Here is a 25,304-nt window from a genome sequence, read left to right on the forward strand (position 1 = left end):
GCTGCGCTCGCAATGACGATCGTGGAAGCGGCGCAACTCCAGCATCTCCACATCACCCCGGATGCTTGTTGCCCCGTATCGTCTTGTCGATATCGCTCCGCTTCAGCAGATAATCCAGCCCGCCGACGCGATACCAGCGATAGCCGTAGGGTTCCAGCACGACGCGGTGCTGGCCGCGCTTGTCGGCATGGCTGTGGTCTTCCGCGAGCAGATTGATCAGGTGCTTGCCGGCCTCGCCCGGCAGCCCCGCCGAGAACGCGATCTCGCGCGGCTTCTCGTCGAGATTGTGCACGAACAGCACGGAATTGTTGCGCCAGTCGTAGCGCATGATGAAGACTGCGGGATCGCGCGTCGGAATGACTGTAAAATCGCCCCAGCCGATCTCCGGCACCTCCTTGCGCATGCGGACGATGCGCTCGGTCCAGTTCAGCATGGAGTTGGGATCGCGCCGTTGTTTTGCGACATTGAGGTGCTCGAAACCATAAGGTCCCTCGTCGATGACGGGCAAGGCCGGCTTGTCGCTGGTGGTGAATCCGCCATGCGGCTCGGTCGACCATTGCATCGGCGTGCGCGCGCAATTGCGTTCCGGCAGCGAAAGATCATCGCCCATCGCGATCTCGTCGCCATAGCGGATCACCGGCGTCCCCGGCAGCGTGCACATCAGGCTGTAGGCGAGCTCGAGCCGCCTGCGGTCGCCGCCCAGCATAGGTGCCAGGCGACGGCGAATGCCGCGGTCGTAGAGCTGCATGTCCTTGTCGGGACCGAAGCGCTTGAACACGATTTCGCGCTGCGCCTTGGTCAGCCGCCCCAAATCGAGTTCGTCATGATTGCGCAGGAACAGGCCCCATTGCGCCGAGGCGGGCCGCGGCTTGGTCGCCTTCAGCGCTTTCCCCAACGGGCGTGAATCGGACGAGGCCAGCGCATAGAACAGATGCTGGTTGACCTGGAAATTGAACATCATATGCATGCGGTCGGCATCGCGGCCGAAATATTCCATGTCCGTCTTTGGCAGCACGTTGGCCTCGGCGAGGATGATGGCATCGCCCTGCCGCCATTGCAGGAATTCACGAAACGTCCGCAGCATGTCGTACTGCTCGGCCGGCTTTTTCACCTTGGCGCCTTTGGTCGAGATGACGAAAGGCACGGCATCCATGCGAAAGCCTGAGACGCCGAGTTGGATCCAGAAGCCCATGATCTTCAAAATCTCGGCCTGCACGCGCGGGTTCGAGGTGTTGAGATCGGGCTGGAAATCGTAGAAGCGGTGGAAGTACCAGGCGCCGGCTTCCTTGTCGCGCGTCCAGGTCGATTTCTGAACGCCGGGAAACACCATGCCCTGATTGGCGTTGGCCGGCTTCTTGTCGGACCAGACATACCAGTCGCGGTAGGGCGAGTTCTTGTCGCTCCGCGCCGCCTTGAACCAGGGATGCTGGTCGGAGGTGTGGTTGACGACGAGATCGATGATGACGCGAATGCCGCGCTGCTTGCAGCCATGGGTGAACTCGACGAAATCGCCGAGCGTGCCGTAGCGGGCATCGACGCTGTAATAATCCGCGACATCGTAGCCGTCGTCGCGGCCGGGCGAGGTCTGGAACGGCATCAGCCAGATCGTGGTGATGCCGAGGCCGTGCAGATAATCGAGCCGGCGCAACAGGCCCTTGAAATCGCCGATGCCATCGCCGTTGGCGTCCATATAGGTGCCGACGGACAGGCAATAGATGATGGCGTTCTTGTACCAGAGATCGTCGATCATGCGCGCGCAGCCTCGGTGGTTCCGCCGAGGTGCGGCGGCTGCGTGATAAGTGCGAGGGAGACTTGAGGTTCCCCGCTTTTACTCAGGTGTCGTCCCGGCGAAGGCCGGGACCCATACCGCGTGATTTCTCCGTGAGGCGCGGTGCACCTACCGCGGGCCGCAACCATTAGCCTTCGCTAAACTCCTTTCCGTGATTATGGGTCCCGGCCTTCGCCGGGACGACATTTGAGAATGGAGCAAGGTGTCCGCGTTCGGAGGAATCGGCTATCCTCCCGCCATGGACAATCCCGCCCGCATTGCCCTCGTGCCACCACCCGACCGCCGTCAATCCGAGACAGCGCTGGCCATCGCGCGCGGCACGGCGCGATTGTTGGGCTCGCTCGGCTTCACCTGCATCAGCGAATTGCCGTTGCCCTCGGGGCGGCGCGCCGATCTCGTCGCGCTGAACGAGCGCGGCGAGATCTGGATCGTCGAGATCAAATCGTCGGTAGAGGATTTGCGCGCCGATCAGAAATGGCACGAATACCGGGCGCATTGCGACCGGCTGTTCTTCGCCTTCACGCAGGAGCTGCCTTGCGAGATCTTTCCGCAAGATACGGGCCTGATCATCGCGGACGCCTATGGCGCGCACCTGCAATGCGAGGCGCCCGAGCACAAGCTCGCTGCGGCCACGCGCAAGCAGATGACGGTGCGGTTCGCGATGGCGGCGGCGTTGCGGATCAACCGGCTGGTCGATCCGCAGGGGCATGCGGAGTTTTGGGAATAGGCCGGTCTCGTGTCCCGGACGCGCTGCAACGCTTCAGCGTTGCTGCGCAGAGCCGGGACCCAGCAGGCGACGATTCGAGCTGAGGCATGGGTCCCGGCTCAGCAGCGCATCACTTCGTGCTGCGCTGCGTCCGGGGCACGGAAGGCGTGACTATCAGCGCGGCGCGCGCTTGGCCAGGATCCGCTGCAACGTACGCCGATGCATGTTGAGCCGGCGCGCGGTTTCCGAGACGTTTCGGTTGCACATCTCGTAGATGCGCTGGATGTGTTCCCAGCGCACGCGGTCGGCCGACATCGGATTCGCCGGCAATTCGGACTTGTCCGAGCCGGTCGACAGCAGCGCCGCGACGACGTCGTCGGCATCCGCGGGCTTTGAGAGATAATCGACCGCGCCCATCTTCACCGCGGTGACGGCAGTGGCGATGTTGCCATAACCGGTCAGCACGATGGCGCGGGCGTCGGGACGCTTCTTCTTCAGCGCCGAGACCACGTCGAGACCGTTGCCGTCGCCGAGCCGCAGATCGACCACGGCGAATGCCGGCGCCGCCTTGCCGATCTGCGCCAGACCGTCCGAGACGGTGTCGCATGACGTCACCGCAAAGCCGCGCGTTTCCATGGCGCGCGACAGCCGCTCCAGAAACGGCTTGTCGTCCTCCACGATCAGCAGCGAGCGGTCGGTCTGTTCGTTCAGTTCGGCGATGGCGTTCAAGGTTTGGTCCTCTCTCCAGCGCGTCTACATATGGCGGCGCAATCGGGCGGTGCCAAGGGCGCCAATAGTCGATCGGCCCCGTTGTGCGACGCAAGGTCGCGGCCTATCCTATTGTTTCTTCGAAGGTCTCGATAGTCTCAAAACGCTCTCTCGGCCACGTGATCTGGACCACTGCGCCATGATCCGGAAAGGTCCGGTTGGTAAACGAGACCTTGGCGCCGGTGCGCTCCAGCAAGGTGCGCGCGATGAACACGCCGAGCCCGAGGCCGCCGCCTTCGTCCCGGTTGCGCCGCCGCGACAAATAGGGCTCGCCGATCCGGTTCAGGATGTCAGGCGGAATGCCGGGACCGTCGTCGGAAATCACGAGCTCGATCGTGTCCTTGTTCCACCACGCATTCACCTCGACGGTGGTGCGGGCGAAATCGACCGCGTTCTCGACGATGTTGCCGACGCCGTAAAGGATCGCCGGATTGCGCGAGCCCACCGGCTCGGCCACGATGGCGACGGCGATGCGCACCTTGATATCGACCCCGAAATCGCGGTGCGGCGCCACCACCTCCTCGATCAGCTCCGACAGCTTCATGCGGTCGAACGGTGCGCCGGTGGAGGAGAGCTGGGTGATCTTGCTCAATATGTCGCGGCAACGCTGCGTCTGCTCGCGCAGGGTCTTCAGGTCGGCGGCAAAGTTCGGCTCCTTCACCGTCTTCTCCAGCTCGCGCGAGATCAGGAAGATCGTCGCGAGCGGCGTGCCGAGCTCGTGCGCTGCGGCCGCGGCCAGGCCGTCGAGCTGGGTCAGATGCTGCTCGCGCGTCAGCACCAGCTCGGTCGCGGCCAGCGCGTCGGCGAGCTTGCGCGCCTCCTCGGTGACCTGGAACGAGTAGAGGCTGGTGACGCCGATCGCGAGCGCGATCGAGAGCCAGACGCCGACGAGATAGATCGGCGGCAGCACCAGCGGATCGTCGGAATCCCAGGGCAGCGGCAGATGGAAGAAGAACAGGACCGAGGCGCAGGCGACAGCCAGCACGCCGAGGCCGAAGGTGAAGCGGGCCGGCAGCGCGGTCGCCGAGATCAGCACGGGTGCGAGGAACAGGAACGAGAACGGGTTCTGGAGTCCGCCGGTGAAAAACAGGAGACCCGCCAGCTCCACGATGTTGAGCGCGAGCAGTCCGGCCGCCTGCATCGGCTCCAGCCGCTGCAGCGGATTGGACACGGTCTGGAGCCCCAGATTGAGCGCCGCCGACAGCGCGATGATGCTGACGCAGGGGACGATCTCGACGTTGAATTCCAGCCCCTGCGCCACGATGAAGATCGCGGCGAGCTGGCCCAGCACCGCGAGCCAGCGCAGCCGCAGGATCGTATCCAGGCGGATATGCCGCTGCGCGGGGCGAAAGTCGGAAGCGGCAAGTTCGGTCATTTCGGCCAATGGGGCGGTGCCTTCTCGATCACAAGCGCGCGGCTCACGGAACCACCGGATTACAAGCCTTGCGCTCTCCGCTGCAATAGCAGAAGAACGCCCAGCATGACCGAGAATGACAAGGCTTCAAGCTGGCCGACTGTCGCGGATCGCAGCCTCTCCGCGGCAATTGCGGTCGATCACCTCGTCAAGGTGTACAAGCAGACCCGCGCCGTCGACGACATCTCCTTTTCGCTTCCGCGCGGCAGCATCACCGGGCTGCTGGGCGGCAACGGCGCCGGCAAGACCACGACCATCGCGACGATCATGGGCCTCGTGCTGCCGACCTCCGGTCGCGTCCAGGTGCTCGGGCATCGGATGCCGGAGGACAGCGCTTCCGTGCTGGGGCGGATGAATTTCGAGAGCCCCTATGTCGACATGCCGATGCGGCTCACGGTGCGTCAGAACCTCACCGTGTTCGGCAAGCTCTATGCGGTGAAGAACCTCTCCGAGCGCATCGCTGAGCTCGCCGACGATCTCGATCTCACCGAGTTCATCGACCGCGCTAACGGCAAGCTCTCCGCAGGACAAAAGACCCGCGTTGCGCTTGCCAAGGCGCTGATCAACCAGCCCGAGCTGCTGTTGCTGGACGAGCCGACCGCCTCGCTCGATCCCGACACCGCCGACTGGGTTCGGGGTCATCTGGAGCGTTATCGCAAGGCGAACAACGCCACCATCCTCCTGGCCTCGCACAACATGCTCGAAGTCGAGCGGCTCTGCGACCGCGTCATCATCATGAAGCGCGGCCGCATCGAGGACGACGATACGCCCGAAGCCATCATGGCGCGCTACAACCGCACCACGCTGGAAGAGGTGTTTCTGGACGTCGCGCGCGGCCGGGTGAACGGCGCGCAGGAGGACGCACGATGAGTGACTGCATTCGTAGCCCGGATGGAGCGCAGCGTAATCCGGGATTCGCGCATCTGGCCCGACCGGCCCCGGATTGCGCTACGCTCCATCCGGGCTACGGGAGGCCGCCATGAGCGAGCTCACCGTTCACCGCGGCATCTCCCTGCATCGCATCGGCGCGATGATCCTGCGCTATTGGTACCTCTTGCTGTCGTCCTGGCCGCGGCTGCTCGAGCTGCTCTACTGGCCGGCGCTGCAAGTCATCACCTGGGGCTTTCTTCAGCTTTATATCGCGCAGAATGCAAACTTCTTCGCGCGTGCCGGCGGCACGCTGATCGGCGCCGTCATCCTCTGGGACATCCTGTTTCGCGGGCAGCTCGGCTTTTCGATCTCGTTCCTGGAAGAGATGTGGGCGCGCAACCTCGGCAATCTCATGATGAGCCCGCTGAAGCCGATCGAATTTCTGCTGTCGCTGATGATCATGAGCCTGATCCGGCTCGCGATCGGCGTCATCCCGATGACGCTGCTCGCGTTGTTCCTGTTTCACTTCAACGTTTATGCGCTCGGCGTGCCGCTGATTGCGTTCTTCTGCAATCTGATCTTCACGAGCTGGTCGGTCGGCATCTTCGTTTCCGGCCTGGTGCTGCGAAACGGCCTCGGCGCCGAGAGCATCGTCTGGACCTTGATGTTCGGCATCATGCCGCTCGCCTGCGTCTACTATCCCGTCAGCGTGCTGCCGGTCTGGTTGCAATATATCGCCTGGACGCTGCCGCCGACCTATGTGTTCGAAGGGATGCGCGCGCTGCTGATCGAAAACACCTTCAGGACCGATCTGATGCTGGGCGCGTTGGCCATCAACGTGGTGCTGTTGGTTGCATCTTTTGGGGCATTCCTTGCCCTTTTGCGCAGCGCCCGGATGCAGGGCTCGCTGCTGTCAGGCGGCGAATAACGTCACTTTCTCGTGGATTCAGCCCGGTTTGGGCACCTGGGCCACGTAGATGTACGGAACCATGCATTGACGCAATATTACGCATTCGGCAGTATGCTGCGATGCGAAGAGGAATATAGCGATGCCGATTGGTGAGTTTGGCGGCGCGCCGCCCCTGGTGGCCGAAGGCAGTCCGGTCCTGACGACGCCGATGTACTGGATGTACGAGATGGGGCAAGCCTCTCTCAATCCGGCGCGTGCGATCACGGACGCAACCAAGCTGCTGTTTCAAAATCCCCTCAATCCGTGGGCACGCACCGAGGTCGGCAAGTCGGTTGCCGCGGCTTGCGAATTGTTCGAACGCACCACGCGCCGCTACGGCAAGCCGGAATGGGGCCTCAACGATACCGAGGTCAACGGCATCCGCGTCCCCGTCGAGGTTCGCTCGGTCTGGGAAAAGCCGTTCTGCCGCCTGCTCTACTTCGATCGCAAGTTCACCCGTCCGCTGCGCAGCCCGCAGCCGCGCGTCCTGATCGTGGCGCCGATGTCCGGCCATTACGCGACGCTGCTCCGCGGGACGGTCGAGGCTTTCCTGCCGGCGCATGAGGTCTACATCACCGATTGGGCCGATGCCCGCATGGTGCCGCTCAGCGACGGCCGCTTCGATCTCGACGACTACATCGACTACGTCATCGAGATGCTGCATGTCCTCGGCGGTAACACGCATGTGCTGGCGGTGTGCCAGCCCTCGGTTCCCGTCGTTGCTGCCGTTTCGATCATGGAAGCGCGGCGTGATCCCTTCGTGCCGACCTCGATGACGCTGATGGGTGGTCCGATCGACACCCGTCGCAATCCAACCGCGGTGAACAACCTGGCGCAGGAGCGCGGCATCGACTGGTTCCGCAACCACGTCATCACCAAGGTGCCGTTCCCGCATCCGGGCATGATGCGCGACGTCTATCCGGGCTTCCTGCAGCTGAACGGCTTCATCAGCATGAATCTCGACCGGCATATGGACGCCCACAAGCAGCTGTTCGCCAACCTGGTGAAGGGCGACGGCGACCTCGTCGACAAGCATCGCGACTTCTACGACGAATATCTCGCGGTGATGGATCTCTCCGCCGAGTATTACCTGCAGACCGTCGACACCGTGTTCGTGAAGCATTCGCTGCCGAAGGGCGAGATGACCCATCGTGGAACACGCGTCGATCCCTCAAAGGTCACGCGCGTCGCGTTGATGACGGTCGAAGGCGAGAACGACGACATCTCCGGCATCGGTCAGACCGAAGCAACACACGCATTGTGTAGCTCGATTCCCGATCATCGCCGCGTTCATTACGTCCAGAAGGGCGTTGGACATTACGGCGTGTTCAATGGTTCGCGCTTCAAATCGGAAATCGTGCCGCGCATCCATGACTTCATGGTGTCGGCGGCGAATCCGAGCTCATTGCAGGCGCTCGCGGCAGAATAATCGCGTTTTCGGCTTTCCCGCTGAAAATCGACGCCCTGTCGGAGGCTCCGACAGGGGCGAGTTCCCGCCAGATTCGCGGTATTTAGGTAGCTTTGTAGGAGTGAGTCCACCCTCACCTCTTGGGGGTGCCGCATGCGCCTGACGGGGGCGAAAAAAGCCGGTTCCAGCCCCAGTCTGTAGGGTCTCCCGGACGCCAGACCCCTGTATATTGGGCAAATGATTTGTTTTTGCGCCGAGCGCTTTCCCTGGCGGCGGTTATGGCAGAATCCGGGCGCTCTCCTGCCCCCCGGACTGACAGACATGGCCACTCGCGCACTCCTCTATCGTCGGCCCCACGAGCCGAAGACCCTCCTGATCACCCATGGATCGCAATATTTTGCGATTCGACTGCGCCGGCATCGCCGCGCGCGCCGTTACACGCTCAGAATTCATCCGAGCGATCGCGAAGCCATCCTCACCATGCCGCCGCGCGGCACGCTCGCCGAAGCAAAAGACTTCGCGCAGCGTCACGGCGCATGGATCGCGGCACGTCTTGGCCGTTTGCCGAAGGCCGCACCGTTCCAGCCTGGCACAGTGATACCGCTTCGTGGCGTTTCTCATCGTATCGTTCATCGCGCCGGCACGCGCGGTACGGTGTGGACGGAAGTGCGCGACAGCGGTGAACGCATTCTCTGCGTCGCCGGCGGCGTCGAGCATGCCGACCGTCGCATCGGCGACTTTCTCAAGCGCGAGGCCCGTCGCGACCTTCAGCGCGCCGCGGAATCCTATGCCGCGGAGCTCGGCGTCAAGGTCAAGCGGCTCTCGATCCGCGATCAATCGAGCCGCTGGGGCTCCTGCACTTCGGCCGGCTCGTTGTCGTTCTCCTGGCGCCTGATCCTCGCGCCGCCCTATGTGCTCGACTACCTCGCCGCCCACGAGGTCGCCCATCTCGTCGAGATGAACCATTCGGCGCGGTTCTGGCGTGTCTGCGGCAAGGTCTGCCCGTCGATGGAGCGCGCCAAGAAGTGGCTCGATACGTACGGCAACGACCTGCATCGCTATGGGATCGAGGATTAGGCTCTCGCTGCCAACTCCATCCGACGCTGTCATCGCCCGCGAAAGCGGGCGATCCAGTATTCCAGAGACAGTTGTTATTGAATCAAGAAGCCGCGGCGTACTGGCTTCCCCGCCTCCGCGGGGAATGACAGCCCAGCGCGCGTTTCAAGGGTCTGTGCTGCCCGCGCAAGCCGTTGATTTCGTTATCCTCGGCTACTGTGCATGGGGTTGTTTTTGCAGTTTTTGTTTTGAGGTCACCCGGACCTCAAGCCGAACCTAGCGATTTCCGCCGAACAGCCGGTCCATCAACCAGCCATCGAGTCCTGCGGCTGCTTCCGGTCGCGCATTGGCGCGCGTGGGGGGTGGACGATAGCCGCCGTTGTTGGCCGGCGCGGGCGCTGCCGCCGTTGGCGGCGACACTTGCGACGTCGCCTGCGCGAGGTTCGAGAGGCCCCAGCCACCTGGAGAGCTTGGCAAGGCTGCCACCGGCACGCCCTCGTGCGCCGTCTTCATGAAGCGCGACCAGACTTCGACCGGCAAGCCGCCGCCGGTCGCCTTCTTGGTCGGCGAGTTGTCGTCATTGCCGAGCCACACGCCGGTGACGAGGTTGGCGGTGTAGCCGATGAACCAGGCGTCGCGGTAGTCCTGGCTGGTGCCGGTCTTGCCGGCCGCCGGCCAGCCCGGGATCTCCGCCTTCTTGGCGGTGCCGCTGATCAGTGTTTCCCGCATCATCGCGTTCATCATGCCGACATAGCGCGGGTCGACCACCTGATTGTGCTCGTCCGCCTGGCGCATGTAGAGCAGCTTGCCGCTGAGCGTCCTGATCCGCGTGACGACATGCGGCGTCGCCGTGAAGCCGCCATTGGCGAAGGGTGCATAGGCGCCGACCAGCTCGACCATCGAGACTTCGGAGGTGCCGAGCGCGATCGAGGCGTTGGGCTCGAGTTTCGAGGAGATGCCGAGCCGGTGCGCGGTGCGCACCACGTTCTTCGGCCCGACCTCGAGGCCGAGGCGGATGGCGACCGTGTTGAGCGACATCGCGAGCGCCTGGGTCAGCGTCACCGCGCCGAAATATTCGTGGGTGTAGTTCTCAGGTTTCCAGCCCTTGACCTCGATCGGCGCGTCCTGGCGGAGCGTGTCGGGCGTCAGCCCCTGCTCGAGCGCGGTCAAGTACACGAACGGCTTGAACGAGGAGCCCGGCTGGCGCCTGGCAGTGACCGCGCGGTTGTACTGGCTCTCGGAATAGTTCCGGCCCCCGACCATGGCGCGCACCGCGCCGTCAGGCGTCATCGCCACCAGCGCGCCCTGGCTGACATTGAACTTCACGCTCTTGGCCGCAAGCTCGTCGATGATGGCGGCTTCGGCCACGCTCTGGAGCTTCGGATCGATCGTGGTCTCGACCTTGATGCTCTCGTCGATCTGCCCGACCAGATCGTCCAGCACCTCGCCGATCCAGTCGGCGACGTAATTGACCGTGCCGGCGCCGACCGGCTTCACATTGTAGGAGGGTTGGCCGATCGAGGCCTGCGCTTGCGCTTCGGTGATGAATTTGGCATCCGCCATCGCCGTGAGCACGATTTTCGCGCGCGCTTCTGCGCCCTCGGGGTTGCGGTTCGGCGCGAGCCGCGAGGGCGATTTGACGAGGCCGGCCAGCATCGCGGCCTCCGCGACGGTGACGTTCTTGGCCGACTTGCCGAAATAGCGCTGCGCGGCGGCTTCGACGCCATAGGCGCCGGAGCCGAAATAGACACGGTTGAGATAGAGCTCCAAAATCTCGTTCTTGGAATGCTTGCGCTCCAGCCAGATCGCGAGCTCCGCTTCCTGCAGCTTGCGCGCCATGGTGCGCTCCTGGGTCAGGAACAGGTTTTTCGCCAATTGCTGTGTCAGCGTCGAGCCGCCCTGCGACACGCCGCGATGGAGCACGTTGGTGACGAGCGCGCGCAGGATGCCTACGGGGTCAATTCCGAAATGCGAATAGAAGCGGCGATCCTCGATGGCGATGAACGCCTTGGGCAGATATTGCGGCAGATCCTTCAGCGCGACATTGGCGCCCGCCATCTCGCCCCGTTGCGCCAGCATGCTGCCGTCGATGCCGACGATCTGGATCGTCGGTGGCCGCTTGGGGATTTCCAGCGACTGGATCGGCGGCAGATGAGCGCCGACCCAGATCACGACGCCGATCACGGCGATTGCGCCCCACAGGCCCAGCACCGCGCCCCAATAGACCAGGCGGCCTAGACTGGCGCCAATGCGCGACTTGGATCGCCGCTTGGCGCTGCCGCGGCCGGCCGGCGCCTTCCGCTCGCGCGGCTGCTCGTCGCCGGCATCCTCGCTCTTGCGCTTGGCAGATGATTTCGTTGGTTTCTTCGGCTTGTCATCGCCGCCAGGAATGCGGTCGGCCGCGGTCAGGCGCAGATCGGCGAGTGCCGCAGGCAAGCCGAACAACGGCTCCTTCCGCCCACCCTTTTTCTTTCCCAACCCCATACGCAAACGCCCGGTCAGCCCGCCCCGCCGCACGCTAGCGGTCGCTGTTTAAGGCCCGGTTACCCAGAGCTTAACGCGTGATTAGGAGGTGCGGCATTCGGTGGCCGCAGTTCCGCTGGTCCGACGGCGGCGGTAGGATCGCCGGCATAAAACAAGAGGGAACTCAGATGGGCCACATCGATCCGACCAAGGAGATTTTCGCGCAGTTCCGGGACAACGACCGCCCCGGCCCGATCCACATGCTCAACCTGGTGCGCTTGCGCAAGGAGGCGGCCTATCCGGATGGCCGCAAGACGAGCGGTGCGGAAGCCTATGCGGCCTATGGCCGCGAGAGTGGCCCGGTGTTCGAACGCCTCGGCGGCCGCATCGTCTGGCAGGGCAAATTCGAACTGATGCTGATCGGCCCCGAGACCGAGCGCTGGGACCATTGCTTCATCGCCGAATACCCAAGCGTCGCCGCCTTCGTCGAGATGATCCGCGATCCCGTCTATCGCGAGGCGGTAAAGCACAGGCAGGCCGCGGTGGAGGATTCACGGCTCATTCGGCATGCGGTGCTGCCCGTGGGAAAGAACTTTGGCGAGGTGCCGGAGTAGAGCCACGTCGTTCCGGGGCGATGCGAAAGCATCGAACTCAGGTGCGCAATTGCGCACCTGAGAATCTCGAGATTCCGGGTCTGGCGCTCGCGCGCCAGCCCGGAATGACTGTGCGGAACTAACCCGCCGGACCCGCATCCTCCAGGATCGGGCCGAACAGCTCCCAGCGTTCGCCGTTGAACTTCATCATCTGAAGCTGCTTGTTGACGCGGTAGTCGGTCGCCGAGGTGTTGGCCTTGATGCCGGGCAGGGCGATATCGCTGGTCACGTCCTTTAGCGACGCCGCCTGCTTCATGACATTTTCGCGCGTCAGGTTGTCGCCGCACTGCTGCAGCACGTGGGCCAGAAGCTGGGCGGTGCCGTAGCCGTAGGTGTTGAAGTTCGAATCCTTGTCGCCGTCCGGATAGTACTTCGCCATGAAGTCGAAATACTTCTTCAGGCCGGCATCGTCCTTCCAGGTCGGGTCGAGCGGATCCTTGCCGTAATTGACACTGATCACGCCCTTGGCGGCGTCGAGACCGGCAGGCTTCATCACCGCGCCGACCGAGGTGGCGTTGATGTCGACGATCTGCACCGGCTTCCAGCCGATCTCGCCGATCTTCTTGATCGCCTGCGCCGCCTGCTTCGGCGTGCTGGCGCTGAAGAACAGATCGGCGCCCGCATCCTTGATCTTGAGGATCTGCGAATCGACCGTCGGGTCCGAGACTTCGTAGGAGGACTCGTTGACGATCATCTTGGCGGCCTTGTCGTCGAGTCCGGCCTTGATGCCGTTCAGATAGTCCTTGCCGAGGTCGTCGTTCTGATAGAGCACGCCGACTTTGGCGTTGGGATATTCCTTCAGGATGTACTGGCCGTAGATGCGGCCTTCGACGAAATAGTTCGGGTTGTACCCCATCGTCCACGGAAAGTTCTTCGGGTCCGTGAACTTCGAGGCGCCTGTGGCCGCGAACAGCTGCGGCACCTTCTTGGAGTTGAGATACTTTTGCACGGCCGCATTCGATGGCGTGCCGATGATCTGGAAGGTCAAGAGCACCTCATCGCTCTCGACCAGCTTGCGCACCTGCTCCACCGCTTTCGGCGGCGAGTAAGCGTCGTCATACTGGATCAGGTTGATCTTGCGGCCGTTGATGCCGCCCTGGTCGTTGATCATCTTGAAATAGGCGGCCTGGGTCTTGCCGATCGACGCATAGGCCGACGCCGGTCCCGAGAACGGCACGGTCTGGCCGACTTTGATCTCGGTATCGCTGGCGCCCGGATCATATTTCTTCTGGGCATTGGCCGCCGGCATCGACAGCGCCAGGGTCAGCGCCGTTGCAGTGGCCAGATGCAGAATTCCATTCCTCATTCGCATTTCCTCAGTGTTTATCGCCGGTGATCAATCGGTGCGCTTGTGCGCACCTGATGCCACCGCTGAGGGCGATAGTGGAGGAGGCATTGTTGCAACGCAAGCTGGGCGTGCGCCGGTAGTTCGTAGCATGCGCGGCTTCGTAGCAGGTTCGTAAGGTGGGCCGGCCCCGGCGGATGCGCGAAGCGCGTCCGCCGGGCGTGACCCACCCTATGAAATCTCCGAGAGACTAACCCGCTGGACCCGCATCCTCCATGATCGGGCCGAACAGCTCCCAGCGCTCGCCGTTGAACTTCATCATCTGCATCTGCTTGTTGACGCGGTAGTCGTTCGGCCCGGTGTTGATCTTGATGCCGGGCAGCGCGAAGCTCGGGGTGAAGTCCTTGATGTTGGCGACCTGCTTCATGACGTTCTCGCGCGACAGGTCGTCGCCGCACTGCTTCAGCACTTGCGTCAGCAATTCGGCGACTGAATAAGCATAGGTGTTGACGGTATTGAGCTTGTCACCTTCCGGAAAATACTTGTCCATGAAGGCAAAGAAGGCCTTCACGCCCGGATCGTCCTTCCACTGGGGATCACTGGGCTCCTTGCCGTATTGGGTGGAGATGATGCCCTTGGAGATCTCGAGGCCAGCCGGCTTCAGCGTCGCCGAGATCGGGCTCGCGTTGATGTCGAGAATGTGCACCGGCGTCCAACCGAGCTCGGCCACCTTCTTGATCGCCTGTGCCGCGAATTTCGGCGTAGAGGCGTCGTAGAAAAGGTCGGCGCCCAGCGACTTCAGTTTGACCACCTGCGAGTCCACCGTTGGATCGGTGACCTCGTAGGACACTTCGCCGACGATCATGCTGGCGGCCTTGTCGCCGAGCCCGCTTTTGAGGCCGGCGAGATAGTCGCGGCCCATGTCGTCGTTCTGGTAGAGCACGCCGATCTTGGCGTTCGGATGCTCCTTGAGAATGTACTTGGCGTAGATGCGCCCCTCGGACACGTAGTTGGGATTATAGGCGATGGTCCAGGGATAGTTCTGCGGATCGTTGAAGCGCGCAGCGCCGGTCGAGGCCAGCAGCTGCGGGATCTTCTTGCCGTTGAGATATTTTTGCACGGCGGCATTCGCGGCTGTGCCGATGATCTGGAAGGTGAACAGCACCTCGTCGCCTTCGACGAGCTTACGCACCTGCTCGACCGTCTTCGGCGGCGAATAGGCGTCGTCATACTGGATCAGATTGATCTTGCGGCCGTTGATGCCGCCCTGATCGTTGATCATCTTGAAGTAGGCGGCCTGGGTCTTGCCGATATTGGCGTAGACGGAATAGGCCCCCGAGAACGGAACGGTCTGGCCGATCTTGATCTCGGTGTCGCTCGCGCCGGTGTCGTATTTCTTCTGGGCGAGAGCTTGGTTGGCGGAGAACGCGAAGGCGAGCGCCGCCGTGGCAGTGATGAAGGCTCTGCGATTGCTCATGTGGGTTGTTCCTCCTGACGGAATTTCCGACCGACGGTCTTTTCCCGTTGATTGCCAACGGTCGCCATCGCTGTCGGAGATTGTGGAGGAACGGCAGGCGACGCGCAAGGATCGCGGCGGCGCGCTATGGCGTCTCAGGTCAGGAACAACGCTAACAGCGCGAGCGCCGCCGGCAGCGCCTGCACCATCAGGATGCGCGTGCTGACGGTCGCCGCGCCATAAGCGCCGGCCACGATCACGCAGAGCAGGAAGAATGCCTTGATCTGGAACGCGAAGGCCGGATTGCCGTGCACCAGCCCCCAGACCAGGCCTGCGGCCAGGAAGCCATTATAGAGCCCCTGGTTGCCGGCCAGCACCTTTGTGATCGCTGCCTTCTCCGGCGTGTTGCGGAAGACCTTCAAGCCCTGCGGCTTGTCCCAGAGAAACATCTCCAGGATCAGGAAGTAAGCGTGCAGTGCGGCGACCAGCGCCACCAGGATATTCGCGATCCAGATCAAGTTGAGCTCCCCCAGCGTCAGCTTTCGGGTGGACGTTAGCACGGCGGGCGTGGCAAGTGCGATGGCGTGTTTCGATGCCATGGTGCTGCAATGCCCGCGCGACCGACCAACCCACCTGTAAGCTTCGGCCTCGATCGGCTGGCGACGCCGATCGGGATTGCGCTGCTGGTCACCGACGCCGCGGGCGCCTTGCGCGCGCTCGACTGGGAGGATTACGAGCACCGCATGCGCGGGCTTTTGCGCCTGCATTACGGTGTGGTGGAGCTGAGTGACCAACTCGCGCCCGCGGCCATGCGGACCGCGCTGTCGGGCTATTTCGACGGCGACCTCGGCCAGCTCTCAGGCATCGCCTGGCGCATTGCCGGCACGCCGTTTCAGCAGAAGGTCTGGAATGCGTTGGCGCAAATCCCTGCCGGCACCACGATGAGTTATGGCGCGCTCGCTGCCAGGATCAACATGCCCAAGGCCATCCGCGCCGTCGGCCATGCCAACGGCTCCAACCCGATCAGCGTGGTGCTGCCGTGCCACCGCCTGATCGGCGCCGATGGTTCTCTGGTGAAGTATGGCGGCGGCCTCGAGCGCAAGCGCTGGCTGCTGCGGCATGAAGGCGTGGCGGTTTAGATACCCGCCTGTCGTCATTCCGGGGCGCGCGAAGCGCGAACCCGGAATCTATTTATCCGCGTCACCAGTGGCTCGATGGATTCCGGTTTCGCCGCTGCGCGGCGCCCCGGAATGACGAGAGGAGAGGTGCGCAGCCGTCCTCACGCCGCTGGCTGAACCGCCTTGTCACCGGCCATCACGTGGGTCAGCGCGCTCTTGATCGCGGCCTGGCGTGTCGGCGCGCTGATCTGCGCGCCGAGGAGGTCGGTGACGTAGAACACGTCGCGGGCGCGCTCGCCGAAGGTCGCGACATGGGCCGAGGCGATGTTGAGGTTGAGCTTCGAGATCGCGGTGGTCAGCTCGTAGAGCAGGCCCGGACGGTCGAGACCGGACATCTCGATCACTGTGTAGCGGTCGGACCATTGGTTGTTGATGGTCACTTCCGGCTCGATCACGAACGGCCGCGCCTTGCCGCGCACGGTGCGCCGCGCCACCACTTCGGGCAGACGCAGCTTGCCTTCCAGCACGTCCTCGATCATCTCGCCGATGCGCGTGGCGCGCCGTCCCTCGTCCTCGTCGCGGTCGTATTCCCTGGAGATCGAGATCGTGTCGAGCGCGCGACCGTCGGTCGTGGTGTAGATCTGGGCATCGACGATGTTGGCGCCGGCCGAGGCACAGGCGCCCGCGATGATCGACAGCAGCCAGGGATGGTCGGCGGCGAAGATGGTCAGCTCGGTGACGCCACGCACCTCGTCGAAGCCGACATTGATCGCGAGCTTGTGGCCGGCCTGCTCGCTGGCGCGGACAAAGCGCGCGTGCCGGATCTTGCGCGGCAACTCGACCTTGAGCCAATAGGCCGGATAGTGCCGGCCGATATAGGCGTCGAGCTCTTCCGCCGGCCATTCCGCGAAGGCGTTGCGGAATTCGCCGTAGGCGGCCGTGAGGCGCTTGCCGCGGTCAACCTCCGAGAAGCCGCCCGTCAGCACCGGTTCGGTCTCGTAGTACAGCGAGCGCAAGAGCTGCGCCTTCCAGCCGTTCCACACGCCCGGGCCGACGCCGCGGATGTCCGCGGTGGTCAGGATCGTCAAGAGCTTCATCTGCTCGACCGACTGCACCACGGCGGCGAAATTCTCGATGGTCTTGCGGTCGGAGAGATCGCGCGACTGCGCGACCGTGGACATCGTCAGATGCTCCTCGATCAGCCAGGCCACGAGCTCGGTGTCGGCCGGACTGAAGCCGAGCCGCGGGCAAAGCCGTCGCGCCACCTTGGCGCCGGCGATCGAGTGATCCTCGGGCCGGCCCTTGGCGACGTCGTGCAGCAGCGTCGCAATGTAGATCACGGAGCGATGCTCAGGCCGGATCTTGCGCATCAGGTCGCTCGCCACCGCGAATTCCTCGATGCCGCCGCGCTCGATGTCCTGGAGGAAGCCGACGCAGCGGATCAAATGCTCGTCGACGGTGTAGTGATGATACATGTTGAACTGCATCATCGAGACGATCTTGCCGAAGGCGCGGATGAAGTGGCCGAGCACGCCGGTCTCGTTCATCCGCCGCAGCACGATTTCCGCATTGTCGGATGTCAGGATCTCCATGAACAGCCGGTTGGCCTCGGGATTCTCGCGCATCTGCGCGTTGATCAGGCCGAGCGAGCGCGTTACGTCACGCATCGCGTCCGGGTGGAAGGCGAGATTGTTCTTCTGCGCCAGGCGGAAGATGCGGATCAAATTGACCGGATCGTGCTTGAAGACGTCGGGCGCGGCGACGTTGATGCGGTTGTTGTCGACGATGAAGTCGTCGCTGTCGGGCACCCGCCGCTTCACCGCGGTGGGGCGTAGCCGCGCCATCATCCGGCTCAGCACCGGCGCGGGCTTGGCCTGCTGGTCCTCGAGCTTGGCGCAGAGGATGGCGGTGAGATTGCCGACTTCCTTGGCGACCAGGAAGTAGTGCTTCATGAAGCGCTCGACGTCCTGCATGCCGGGATGCGAGGTGTAGCCGAGCCGGACCGCGATCTCACGCTGGAGGTCGAAGGAGAGGCGCTCTTCGGCGCGGCCGGAGTGGAAGTGAAGATTGCAGCGCACCGACCAGAGGAAGTCGGCGCAGCGGCGGAAGGTGCGGTATTCCTGCGCGTCGAATACGCCGCGGCCGACCAGCTCGTCGGTGTCGCTCACGCGGTAGACGTACTTCGCGATCCAGAACAGCGTGTGCAGGTCGCGCAGGGCACCCTTGCCGTCCTTGACGTTGGGTTCGACCAGATAACGCGATTGGCCGCCGCGGCGATGCCGCTCCTCACGCTCGGCGAGTTTCGCGGTGACGAATTCCGACGCGGTGCCTTGCACGACCTCCTTGTCGAAGCGGGCGACCAGCTCGTCATAGAGCGGCCGGTCTCCGGTGAGGAAGCGTGTCTCCAGGATCGCGGTGCGGATGGTCATGTCGCCCCGCGCCTGCCGGATCGACTCGTCGACCGAGCGCGTGGCATGACCGACCTTCAGCCCCATGTCCCAGAGACAATAGAGGATGGCCTCGGCGACCTGCTCGCCCCAGGCGGTCTGCTTGTAGGGCAGGATGAAGAGCAGATCGATGTCGGACTCGGGAGCCATCAGGCCGCGGCCATAGCCGCCGGTCGCCACCACCGCCATGCGCTCGGCACCGCTCGGGATCGGCGAGCGGTAGAGATGGCGGGTCGCGGCCGAATACAGGATGCGGATGATCTCGTCCTGCACGTGGCACAGCCGCTCGGCGCAGCGCCGGCCGTGGCGATCCTTCAGCAGGATCGTCTGTGCCGCGGCGCGCGACGCAATCAGCTCGGCCTTGAGCAGTTGCGCCATGGCCGTGCGGAACGCGTCCTCGCGTCCCTGGTGCTTCTCGGCAAGCGCATCGACCGCGGCGGTGATCCGCGCGGTGTCGAAGCGATCGTCCACCTCGGCCTTTTGCTCAGTCGCGACGCTGTCCATGTCTCACCGGATATAAGAGGCGGCAGGCGCTGTCACCCGCCATTCTCTCGCAATGGTCGTTCCATGCTGGAAAGGTGCGGCTTTGGGCAAAGCTGTTCTCAGCCGGCGCGCTTTCGAGGGATGGATTTTCTCGTTGACCTCTAGATATAACTCATTGAAAAACAATGAAGTTTTGAGGAGGCCGGGCATGACCAGGTTTACACGACGCATACTGCTGGCGGGGGCGGTCGCTCTTGCCGTCTCCCCCGCGGCGCGGGCGGCGGATCCGCTCAAGGAAATCCGTATCGACTGGGCGACCTATAATCCTGTGTCGATGGTCCTGAAGCAGAAGGGGCTCCTGGAAAAGGAGTTCGCCAAGGACGGCATCACCGTCACCTGGGTGCAGTCGGCCGGCTCCAACAAAGCGCTCGAATTCCTCAATGCGGGCTCGATCGATTTCGGCTCGACCGCGGGCTCGGCGGCGCTGGTCGCACGTATCAACGGCAACCCGATCAAGTCGATCTACGTCTATTCGCGTCCCGAATGGACGGCGTTGGTCACGGCCAAGGATTCCAAGATCGCTGATGTGGCCGGCCTCAAGGGCAAGCGCGTCGCGGTGACGCGCGGCACCGATCCGCACATCTTCCTGGTGCGCGCGCTGCTTGGCGCAGGTCTCACCGAAAAGGACATTACGCCGGTGCTGCTCCAGCACGCCGACGGCAAGACCGCGCTGATCCGCGGCGACGTCGATGCGTGGGCCGGGCTCGATCCGATGATGGCGCAGGCCGAGGTCGAGGACGGCGCGAAACTGTTCTACCGCAAGGCCGACGCCAACACATGGGGCATCCTCAATGTGCGCGAGCAGTTCTTGAAAGACTATCCGGACGCGGCCCGCCGCGTGCTTGCCGTTTACGAGGAAGCGCGAAAGTATTCGCTGGCGAATTACGACGAGCTCAAGAAGACCTTCATCGCCGTGACCAAGCTGCCGGAACCTGTCGTCGACAAGCAGCTCAAGGAGCGCACCGAGCTGATCCACAGCCGCATCGGCGCGCCCCAGCGCGAATCGATCCTCGCCGCAGGCCTCGCTTTGCAGCAGGCCGGCGTCGTCGATGCCAAGGTCGATGTGAAGGCAACGCTCGATGCTCTGATCGACGACCAGGTGCCATTGCCGACGAATTGAAGGCAGGTGCGCGGCAAACTCGGTCGTTGTCCCGGATCTGCGCTCCGCTTCGCTGCGCTTGTCCGGGACGACGCCAAGAGTGCCGCGCGCCCTTGCAATCCCCGATCAGACGCGCTTCCTACGGCCATGATCTCCAACGCGCCAGTGCTGCAACGATCTTCGGAACCGGCCGAGAGCGCCGCGCCCTCGCGGCTGTCGCGCTATGCGGGGCCGACACTGGGATTGCTGTTGCCACTGACCCTCGCGCTTGGCTGGGAACTCCTAGTCTGGCTCGGCTGGTCCAACGGCCGGCTGGTGCCGCCGCCCTCGCGCGTGTTCGCTACCATCGCTGATCTTGCCCGCTCCGGCGAACTGGTCCGTCACATCGCCGCGACACTGTGGCGCGTCGGTCTTGGCTTTGCGTTCGGCGTGGTCGCGGGCACCTTGCTCGGCGCCATATCCGGCTATTGGTCGCTGGCGCGGCGGCTGCTCGATCCGACCGTGCAGGCGCTGCGTGCAATTCCATCGCTGGCCTGGGTGCCGCTGTTCATCCTCTGGCTCGGCATCTTCGAGACTTCGAAGATCGCGCTGATCGCGGTCGGCGTGTTCTTCCCGGTGTATCTTGGCGTGATGGGCGCGATCCTCATCGTCGATCGCAAGATCGTCGAGGTCGGCCGCACCTTCCGTCTCTCCGGACCTGCCATGATCCGCCGTATCCTGCTGCCCGCGGTGCTGCCGGCCTATGTCGTGTCCTTGCGCGTCGGTCTTGGTCTGGGCTGGATGTTCGTGGTGGCGGCCGAGCTGATCGGCGCGTCCGAAGGCCTCGGCTACCTCCTGCTCGACGGTCAGCAGCTCGGCAAGCCCGCGCAGATCCTCGCCGCCATCGTGATCTTCGCGATCCTCGGCAAGCTCACGGATTGGCTGATCGAGATTGCGGCTGCGCCCTTCCTGCGCTGGCAGGACGCCTTCGGGCGTACGACGGGAGCATAAGGCGATGCTGGTGCTCGACCGGGTCAGCAAGACCTATCCCAACGGCGTGCAGGCGCTGGCGCGCTTTTCCGCCGAGATCAGGCAAGGCGAGATCGTCGCCATCATCGGCGGCTCGGGCTGCGGCAAGTCCACGCTGCTGCGCGCCATTGCGGGCCTCGACCGCGCAAGCTCGGGCACGGTGACGCTCGACAACGAGCCGATCGCCTCGCCGCATGCCAAGATCGGCATCATCTTCCAGGAGCCGAGGCTGCTGCCCTGGCTCAGCGTCGCCGACAATATCGGCTTTGGTTTTGCCGACGGGCCCGCGACCGAGCGGCGTGAAAAGGTGGCGCGTGCGCTCGAGCGTGTCGGGCTCGCCGAGAAAGCGCAGGCCTGGCCGCGCGAGCTCTCGGGCGGCCAGGCACAGCGCGTCGCGATCGCCCGCGCCCTGGTGCCGCAGCCCGAGGTGCTCTTGCTCGACGAGCCGTTCTCGGCGCTCGATGCCTTCACCCGCAGGGACCTCCAGGATCATCTGCTCGATCTCTGGGCCGACACGCGGCCGACCCTCGTCCTCGTTACACACGATGTCGACGAGGCCGTGGTGCTGGCCGACCGCGTGCTGGTGATGCGGCCGCGGCCGGGCCGTCTGTTCGACCAGATTGAGATCAATCTCGGCCGGGCACGCGACCGCAATTCGCCGCTGTTCGAGAATTTCAAGCGAAGTGTGCTGACGTCACTCGACCGTTCGCTCGACCGCAGCGTGCCCGACCGTGACGCAACCCAGGGTCCCGGTCAGGCCATGTGGTGGTGACAATTTCTCTCCGAGCCGGTACATCGCAATCCGGTACTTCGTAGAGACGATTTTCCCGGGAGAGACAAAATGGACGCCGCAGCACTGCGCCAGATGCAGGCCCCGATCAAGGAGCGCTACAAGACCGACCCCAAGACCGCGATGATCACGTTGAAGGCCAAGGGCTCGACCGACAGCGAAGGCATCGCCTGCAAGGTCGAGACCGGCCGTGCCATCGCAATGGCCGGCCTTCATCCCGCGACCGGCGGCTCCGGGCTCGAGCTGTGCTCCGGCGACATGCTGCTCGAGGCGCTGGTCGCCTGCGCCGGTGTCACGCTGAAATCGGTCGCGACCGCGATCGAGGTGCCCTTGAAGACCGGCAACGTCTACGCCGAGGGCGATCTCGATTTCCGCGGCACGCTCGGCGTCGACAAGGAGACCCCGGTCGGCTTCGCCGAGATACGTCTGCGCTTCGACGTCGACACCGATGCGCCGCAAGACAAGCTCGACCTGCTGCTCAAGCTCACCGAGCGCTACTGCGTGGTGTATCAGACCATCAAGAACGGGCCGAAGGTCTCGGTGTCGATGCAGCGGATGTAGCGAGCGAAGGCCGCTCGTCCCACAATTAGTGTCGTCTCGGCGAAGCCCGGGACGACAAAGAAAAAAATGTCCCCCGAGCTCCACTTCATCCTCATCCTCGTTCTGCGCATGGCGATCGCGGCGGCGTTCGTCGTGACGGCGTCGATCATCACCGAGCGCTCAGGGCCGGTGATCGGCGCGCTGGTCGCGACCTTGCCGGTCTCTGCCGGACCATCTTACGTCTTCCTCGCGCTCGACCATGATGCCGCCTTCATCGCACAGGGCGCACTGTCGAGCTTGCCGGTCAATGCAGCGACAATCTTCATGTGCGTTGCCTATGTGGTGCTGGCACAGCGGCGCAGCCTGCTGGTGAGTTGCGGAAGCGCGGTCGCGGTCTGGATCGTGTTCGCCTCGATCATCAAGCAGTTCGACTGGTCGCTCACCGCCGGGCTCGCCGCCAATCTGATCGCGTTCGGCATCTGCATTCCGTTGCTGGCGGGCTATCGCTACGTCAAGATGCCACTGGTGACGCGGCGCTGGTATGACGTGCCGATGCGGGCCGCGCTGGTCGCGACCCTGGTCGCCATTGTCGTCTCGACCTCGGGCTGGGTCGGTCCCCGGATCAGCGGCATCGTCGCGCTGTATCCGGTTGTGTTCTCCAGCATCATGTTGATCCTGCATCCACGCATCGGCGGTCCGCCGACCGCCGCGGTGCTGGCCAATTCGGCCTGGGGCCTGCTCGGATTCGGAATGGCGATCGCGGTGTTGCACGTTGCGGTCGTGTGGTTCGGCTCCGCCGCCGGTCTTGGGCTTGCACTCGCCACGTGCATCGTTTGGAATCTTACGCTGTGGGGGATCGGGCGGCGTACGCTGCACAAGGCGCGATAAGCACCGTGACACTACGGATAGCGCAATATCGAGTCGCGAACGGCCTCCTTCGGTGAAACCCGTTTGCGCCAACAGCGCGTCCATGTTCCGCAACGCGTTGAACAACAAGTCTCATTTCAAGTGACGCGATCGCGGCTGCCGCGAGCGAGCGAACGTTCGTGCAGCGCCAAGTTGCTCCTTTTGCCTGTCGATCTCCAAAAATCCGTTAGAACTTTATTCGACTTTTTCCCGTACGACTGACCTTGCGTACCCGCCTCGGTCTTCGCCATGCGACTTTTACCGGCGGAATTGTCGATTGGAATTCGGCACGTGTTGCCGCCGTCACGTCCCGTGATCCTCGTTACGCCATTTCATAATTTGGAGATTCCCATGTTTGGCCGCAAGTCCCGCAACGACGCGGATGCTAAGCTCGCTGCCATCGGCCGCTCGCAGGCCATGATCGAGTTTGCCATAGATGGCACGATCCTGAGCGCCAACCAGAATTTCTTGAACGCCCTCGGCTACTCCCTCGACGAGATCAAGGGAAAGAAGCATGCCATGTTCATGCCGGCCGATCAGCGCGAGAGCGCCGAGTACAAGGCGTTCTGGGCTGCATTGAACCGTGGCGAGTATCAGGCACGCGAGTTCAAGCGGATCGCGAAGGGCGGCCGTGAGGTCTGGATCGAAGCATCCTACAATCCGGTGCTCGACGGCAACGGCAAGACGGTGATGGTCGCAAAGATTGCGACCGACATCACCGAGAAGAGGATCCGGAGCATGACGGACGCGTCGAAGATCGCCGCCATCAGCCGGGCCCAGGCCGTGATCGAGTTCAAGCTCGACGGCACCATTGTCACCGCCAACGAGAATTTCTGCAACGCGCTCGGCTATTCGCTGACCGAGATCCAAGGCAAGCATCACAGCCTCTTCGTGCCACAGGCCGAGCGCGACGGCACGGCCTATCGCGAGTTCTGGGCCGCGCTCAACCGTGGCGAATACCAGGCCGGCGAGTTCAAGCGCATCGGCAAGGGCGGTCGTGAGGTCTGGATCCTCGCCTCCTACAATCCGCTCCTCGATGAGAACGGCAAACCCTTCGGCGTCGCCAAATTCGCGACCGACGTCACGGCGGAGAAGCTGAAGAATGCCGACCTTGCCGGCCAGATCTCGGCGATCGAGAAGGCGCAGGCGGTGATCGAGTTCAACATGGACGGCACGATCATCACCGCTAACGCCAATTTCCTCGGCGCCCTCGGCTATTCGCTGGCTGAGATCAAGGGCAAGCACCACAGCATGTTCGTGGAGCCGTCGGAGCGCGATGGCAATGGCTATCGCGAGTTCTGGGCGGCCCTCAACCGCGGTCAGTACCAGGCGGCCGAATACAAGCGTATCGGCAAGGGCGGCAAGGAGGTCTACATCCAGGCCTCGTACAACCCGATCATGGATCTCAACGGCAAGCCGTTCAAGGTCGTGAAATATGCGACCGACGTCACGAAGCAGGTGCTGGTCCGCATGGGCAACGAGCGCGTCCGCGGTATGATGGAATCGGTCGCCGCCGGATCGGAGGAGCTGAACGCGTCGGTGCGGGAGATCTCCGAGGCCATGACCAAATCGCGCGAGACCGCGATGAGCGCGGTGGAGCAGGTCGCGTCCGCCGACGCCCAGGCGCAGCGCCTCACTGAAGCGGCGCTGGCGATGAGCGGGATCGTCGAGCTCATCAACAACATCACCGGGCAGATCAACCTCCTGGCACTTAACGCCACCATTGAATCCGCCCGCGCCGGCGAAGCCGGTCGGGGCTTTGCGGTGGTCGCATCGGAGGTCAAGAGCCTCGCGAACCAGGCCAAGCAGGCCACTGACAAGATCGGCGCGGAGATCGGCAGCCTCAACGGCATCTCCGGCGACGTCGTCAGCGCGCTCGGTTCGATCAAGCAGGCGATCACCAGCGTCAGCGAATATGTGACGTCGACCGCCGCCGCCGTCGAGGAGCAGAGCACGGTCACGAACGAGATGTCGAATAGCATGCAGCGCGCGGCAGCCGAGGCAGCGGCGATCGCGGCAAGGACGTAACGCGCCTA

General features: G+C 63.7%; 21 protein-coding genes. 13 read left to right on the forward strand and 8 right to left on the reverse strand.

The genetic code is table 11. From position 1 onward, the window contains the following. Positions 1-52: 52 nt before the first annotated feature. The gene (locus ABIC03_RS33725; RefSeq protein ID WP_275168646.1) at positions 53-1,750 is read right to left on the reverse strand and encodes an alpha-amylase family protein; all 1,698 of its coding nucleotides are present in this window, start codon (positions 1,748-1,750) and stop codon (positions 53-55) included. Between the two features lie 277 nt (positions 1,751-2,027). Here ABIC03_RS33725 and ABIC03_RS33730 point away from each other — a divergent pair, with 277 nt between their 5' ends. Beyond that, positions 2,028-2,516 carry an MmcB family DNA repair protein gene (locus ABIC03_RS33730; protein WP_275169140.1) on the forward strand — a complete coding sequence of 163 codons (489 nt, stop codon included), beginning with the start codon at positions 2,028-2,030 and terminating at the stop codon, positions 2,514-2,516. A 153-nt stretch (positions 2,517-2,669) separates the two neighbouring features. Here ABIC03_RS33730 and ABIC03_RS33735 read toward each other — a convergent pair whose 3' ends face one another. Together ABIC03_RS33735 and ABIC03_RS33740 are read right to left on the reverse strand one after the other, a co-directional pair. Further along, on the reverse strand, positions 2,670-3,224 hold the full coding sequence (locus ABIC03_RS33735; protein ID WP_007598178.1) for an ActR/PrrA/RegA family redox response regulator transcription factor: 555 nt from the start codon (positions 3,222-3,224) through the stop codon (positions 2,670-2,672). A gap of 103 nt (positions 3,225-3,327) precedes the next feature. Then, on the reverse strand, positions 3,328-4,638 hold the full coding sequence (locus ABIC03_RS33740; protein WP_354064539.1) for an ActS/PrrB/RegB family redox-sensitive histidine kinase: 1,311 nt from the start codon (positions 4,636-4,638) through the stop codon (positions 3,328-3,330). 105 nt (positions 4,639-4,743) lie between these two features. Here ABIC03_RS33740 and ABIC03_RS33745 point away from each other — a divergent pair, with 105 nt between their 5' ends. The 4 genes from ABIC03_RS33745 (at position 4,744) to ABIC03_RS33760 (ending at position 8,981) form a co-directional block, all read left to right on the forward strand. Beyond that, complete coding sequence (locus ABIC03_RS33745) at positions 4,744-5,547, forward strand: ABC transporter ATP-binding protein (protein WP_354064541.1); 804 nt, start codon at positions 4,744-4,746, stop codon at positions 5,545-5,547. A gap of 109 nt (positions 5,548-5,656) precedes the next feature. Beyond that, entirely contained in the window at positions 5,657-6,475 is an 819-nt protein-coding gene (locus ABIC03_RS33750) for an ABC transporter permease (protein WP_354064543.1), read from the forward strand. A gap of 121 nt (positions 6,476-6,596) precedes the next feature. Then, positions 6,597-7,925, forward strand: a complete 1,329-nt coding sequence (locus tag ABIC03_RS33755; RefSeq protein ID WP_275168641.1) for a polyhydroxyalkanoate depolymerase — start codon at positions 6,597-6,599, stop codon at positions 7,923-7,925. A gap of 216 nt (positions 7,926-8,141) precedes the next feature. Continuing rightward, the gene (locus ABIC03_RS33760; RefSeq protein ID WP_354064545.1) at positions 8,142-8,981 is read left to right on the forward strand and encodes a M48 family metallopeptidase; all 840 of its coding nucleotides are present in this window, start codon (positions 8,142-8,144) and stop codon (positions 8,979-8,981) included. A 255-nt stretch (positions 8,982-9,236) separates the two neighbouring features. Here the strand turns inward: ABIC03_RS33760 and ABIC03_RS33765 are convergent, their stop codons facing one another. After that, positions 9,237-11,444: a transglycosylase domain-containing protein gene (locus tag ABIC03_RS33765; protein ID WP_354064547.1), complete on the reverse strand. Its 2,208-nt coding sequence runs from the start codon at positions 11,442-11,444 to the stop codon at positions 9,237-9,239. Between the two features lie 167 nt (positions 11,445-11,611). Between ABIC03_RS33765 and ABIC03_RS33770 the strand changes: the two genes are divergently transcribed. Further along, positions 11,612-12,037, forward strand: coding sequence for a DUF1330 domain-containing protein (locus ABIC03_RS33770; RefSeq protein WP_275168638.1), 426 nt, complete (start codon positions 11,612-11,614; stop codon positions 12,035-12,037). A gap of 118 nt (positions 12,038-12,155) precedes the next feature. Here ABIC03_RS33770 and ABIC03_RS33775 read toward each other — a convergent pair whose 3' ends face one another. The 3 genes from ABIC03_RS33775 to ABIC03_RS33785 all read right to left on the reverse strand — a co-directional run bounded on the left by ABIC03_RS33775 (position 12,156) and on the right by ABIC03_RS33785 (position 15,416). Then, on the reverse strand, positions 12,156-13,382 hold the full coding sequence (locus tag ABIC03_RS33775; RefSeq protein ID WP_354064549.1) for an ABC transporter substrate-binding protein: 1,227 nt from the start codon (positions 13,380-13,382) through the stop codon (positions 12,156-12,158). Positions 13,383-13,611: 229 nt separating this feature from the next. Then, positions 13,612-14,838: an ABC transporter substrate-binding protein gene (locus tag ABIC03_RS33780; protein WP_275168634.1), complete on the reverse strand. Its 1,227-nt coding sequence runs from the start codon at positions 14,836-14,838 to the stop codon at positions 13,612-13,614. A 134-nt stretch (positions 14,839-14,972) separates the two neighbouring features. Then, positions 14,973-15,416 (reverse strand): DUF1304 domain-containing protein, encoded by a 444-nt coding sequence (locus ABIC03_RS33785; RefSeq protein ID WP_275168632.1) that lies wholly within the window; start codon positions 15,414-15,416, stop codon positions 14,973-14,975. Positions 15,417-15,425: 9 nt separating this feature from the next. On the opposite strand from ABIC03_RS33785, the gene ABIC03_RS33790 reads away from it, so the two are divergent. Further along, positions 15,426-15,956 carry a methylated-DNA--[protein]-cysteine S-methyltransferase gene (locus ABIC03_RS33790; RefSeq protein ID WP_354064552.1) on the forward strand — a complete coding sequence of 177 codons (531 nt, stop codon included), beginning with the start codon at positions 15,426-15,428 and terminating at the stop codon, positions 15,954-15,956. 140 nt (positions 15,957-16,096) lie between these two features. On the opposite strand, the gene ABIC03_RS33795 is transcribed toward ABIC03_RS33790, so the two are convergent. Continuing rightward, a complete protein-coding gene (locus ABIC03_RS33795) occupies positions 16,097-18,886 on the reverse strand; it encodes a [protein-PII] uridylyltransferase (protein ID WP_354064554.1) in 2,790 nt (929 codons plus the stop codon). Positions 18,887-19,073: 187 nt separating this feature from the next. On the opposite strand from ABIC03_RS33795, the gene ABIC03_RS33800 reads away from it, so the two are divergent. The 6 genes from ABIC03_RS33800 (at position 19,074) to ABIC03_RS33825 (ending at position 25,296) form a co-directional block, all read left to right on the forward strand. Continuing rightward, positions 19,074-20,045, forward strand: a complete 972-nt coding sequence (locus ABIC03_RS33800) for an aliphatic sulfonate ABC transporter substrate-binding protein (protein WP_354064556.1) — start codon at positions 19,074-19,076, stop codon at positions 20,043-20,045. A gap of 126 nt (positions 20,046-20,171) precedes the next feature. Beyond that, on the forward strand, positions 20,172-21,014 hold the full coding sequence (locus tag ABIC03_RS33805; RefSeq protein ID WP_354064558.1) for an ABC transporter permease: 843 nt from the start codon (positions 20,172-20,174) through the stop codon (positions 21,012-21,014). A gap of 4 nt (positions 21,015-21,018) precedes the next feature. Then, positions 21,019-21,804, forward strand: a complete 786-nt coding sequence (locus tag ABIC03_RS33810) for an ABC transporter ATP-binding protein (protein ID WP_354064560.1) — start codon at positions 21,019-21,021, stop codon at positions 21,802-21,804. Between the two features lie 69 nt (positions 21,805-21,873). Further along, positions 21,874-22,383 carry an OsmC family protein gene (locus ABIC03_RS33815; RefSeq protein WP_027566043.1) on the forward strand — a complete coding sequence of 170 codons (510 nt, stop codon included), beginning with the start codon at positions 21,874-21,876 and terminating at the stop codon, positions 22,381-22,383. A 66-nt stretch (positions 22,384-22,449) separates the two neighbouring features. Next, the gene (locus ABIC03_RS33820; RefSeq protein ID WP_354064562.1) at positions 22,450-23,250 is read left to right on the forward strand and encodes a hypothetical protein; all 801 of its coding nucleotides are present in this window, start codon (positions 22,450-22,452) and stop codon (positions 23,248-23,250) included. A 369-nt stretch (positions 23,251-23,619) separates the two neighbouring features. Then, positions 23,620-25,296 (forward strand): methyl-accepting chemotaxis protein, encoded by a 1,677-nt coding sequence (locus tag ABIC03_RS33825; RefSeq protein ID WP_354064564.1) that lies wholly within the window; start codon positions 23,620-23,622, stop codon positions 25,294-25,296. The last annotated feature ends 8 nt before the right edge of the window (positions 25,297-25,304 follow it).

This window comes from Bradyrhizobium sp. RT6a, assembly GCF_040547675.1.
In the GTDB taxonomy this organism is placed as follows: Bacteria; Pseudomonadota; Alphaproteobacteria; order Rhizobiales; family Xanthobacteraceae; genus Bradyrhizobium.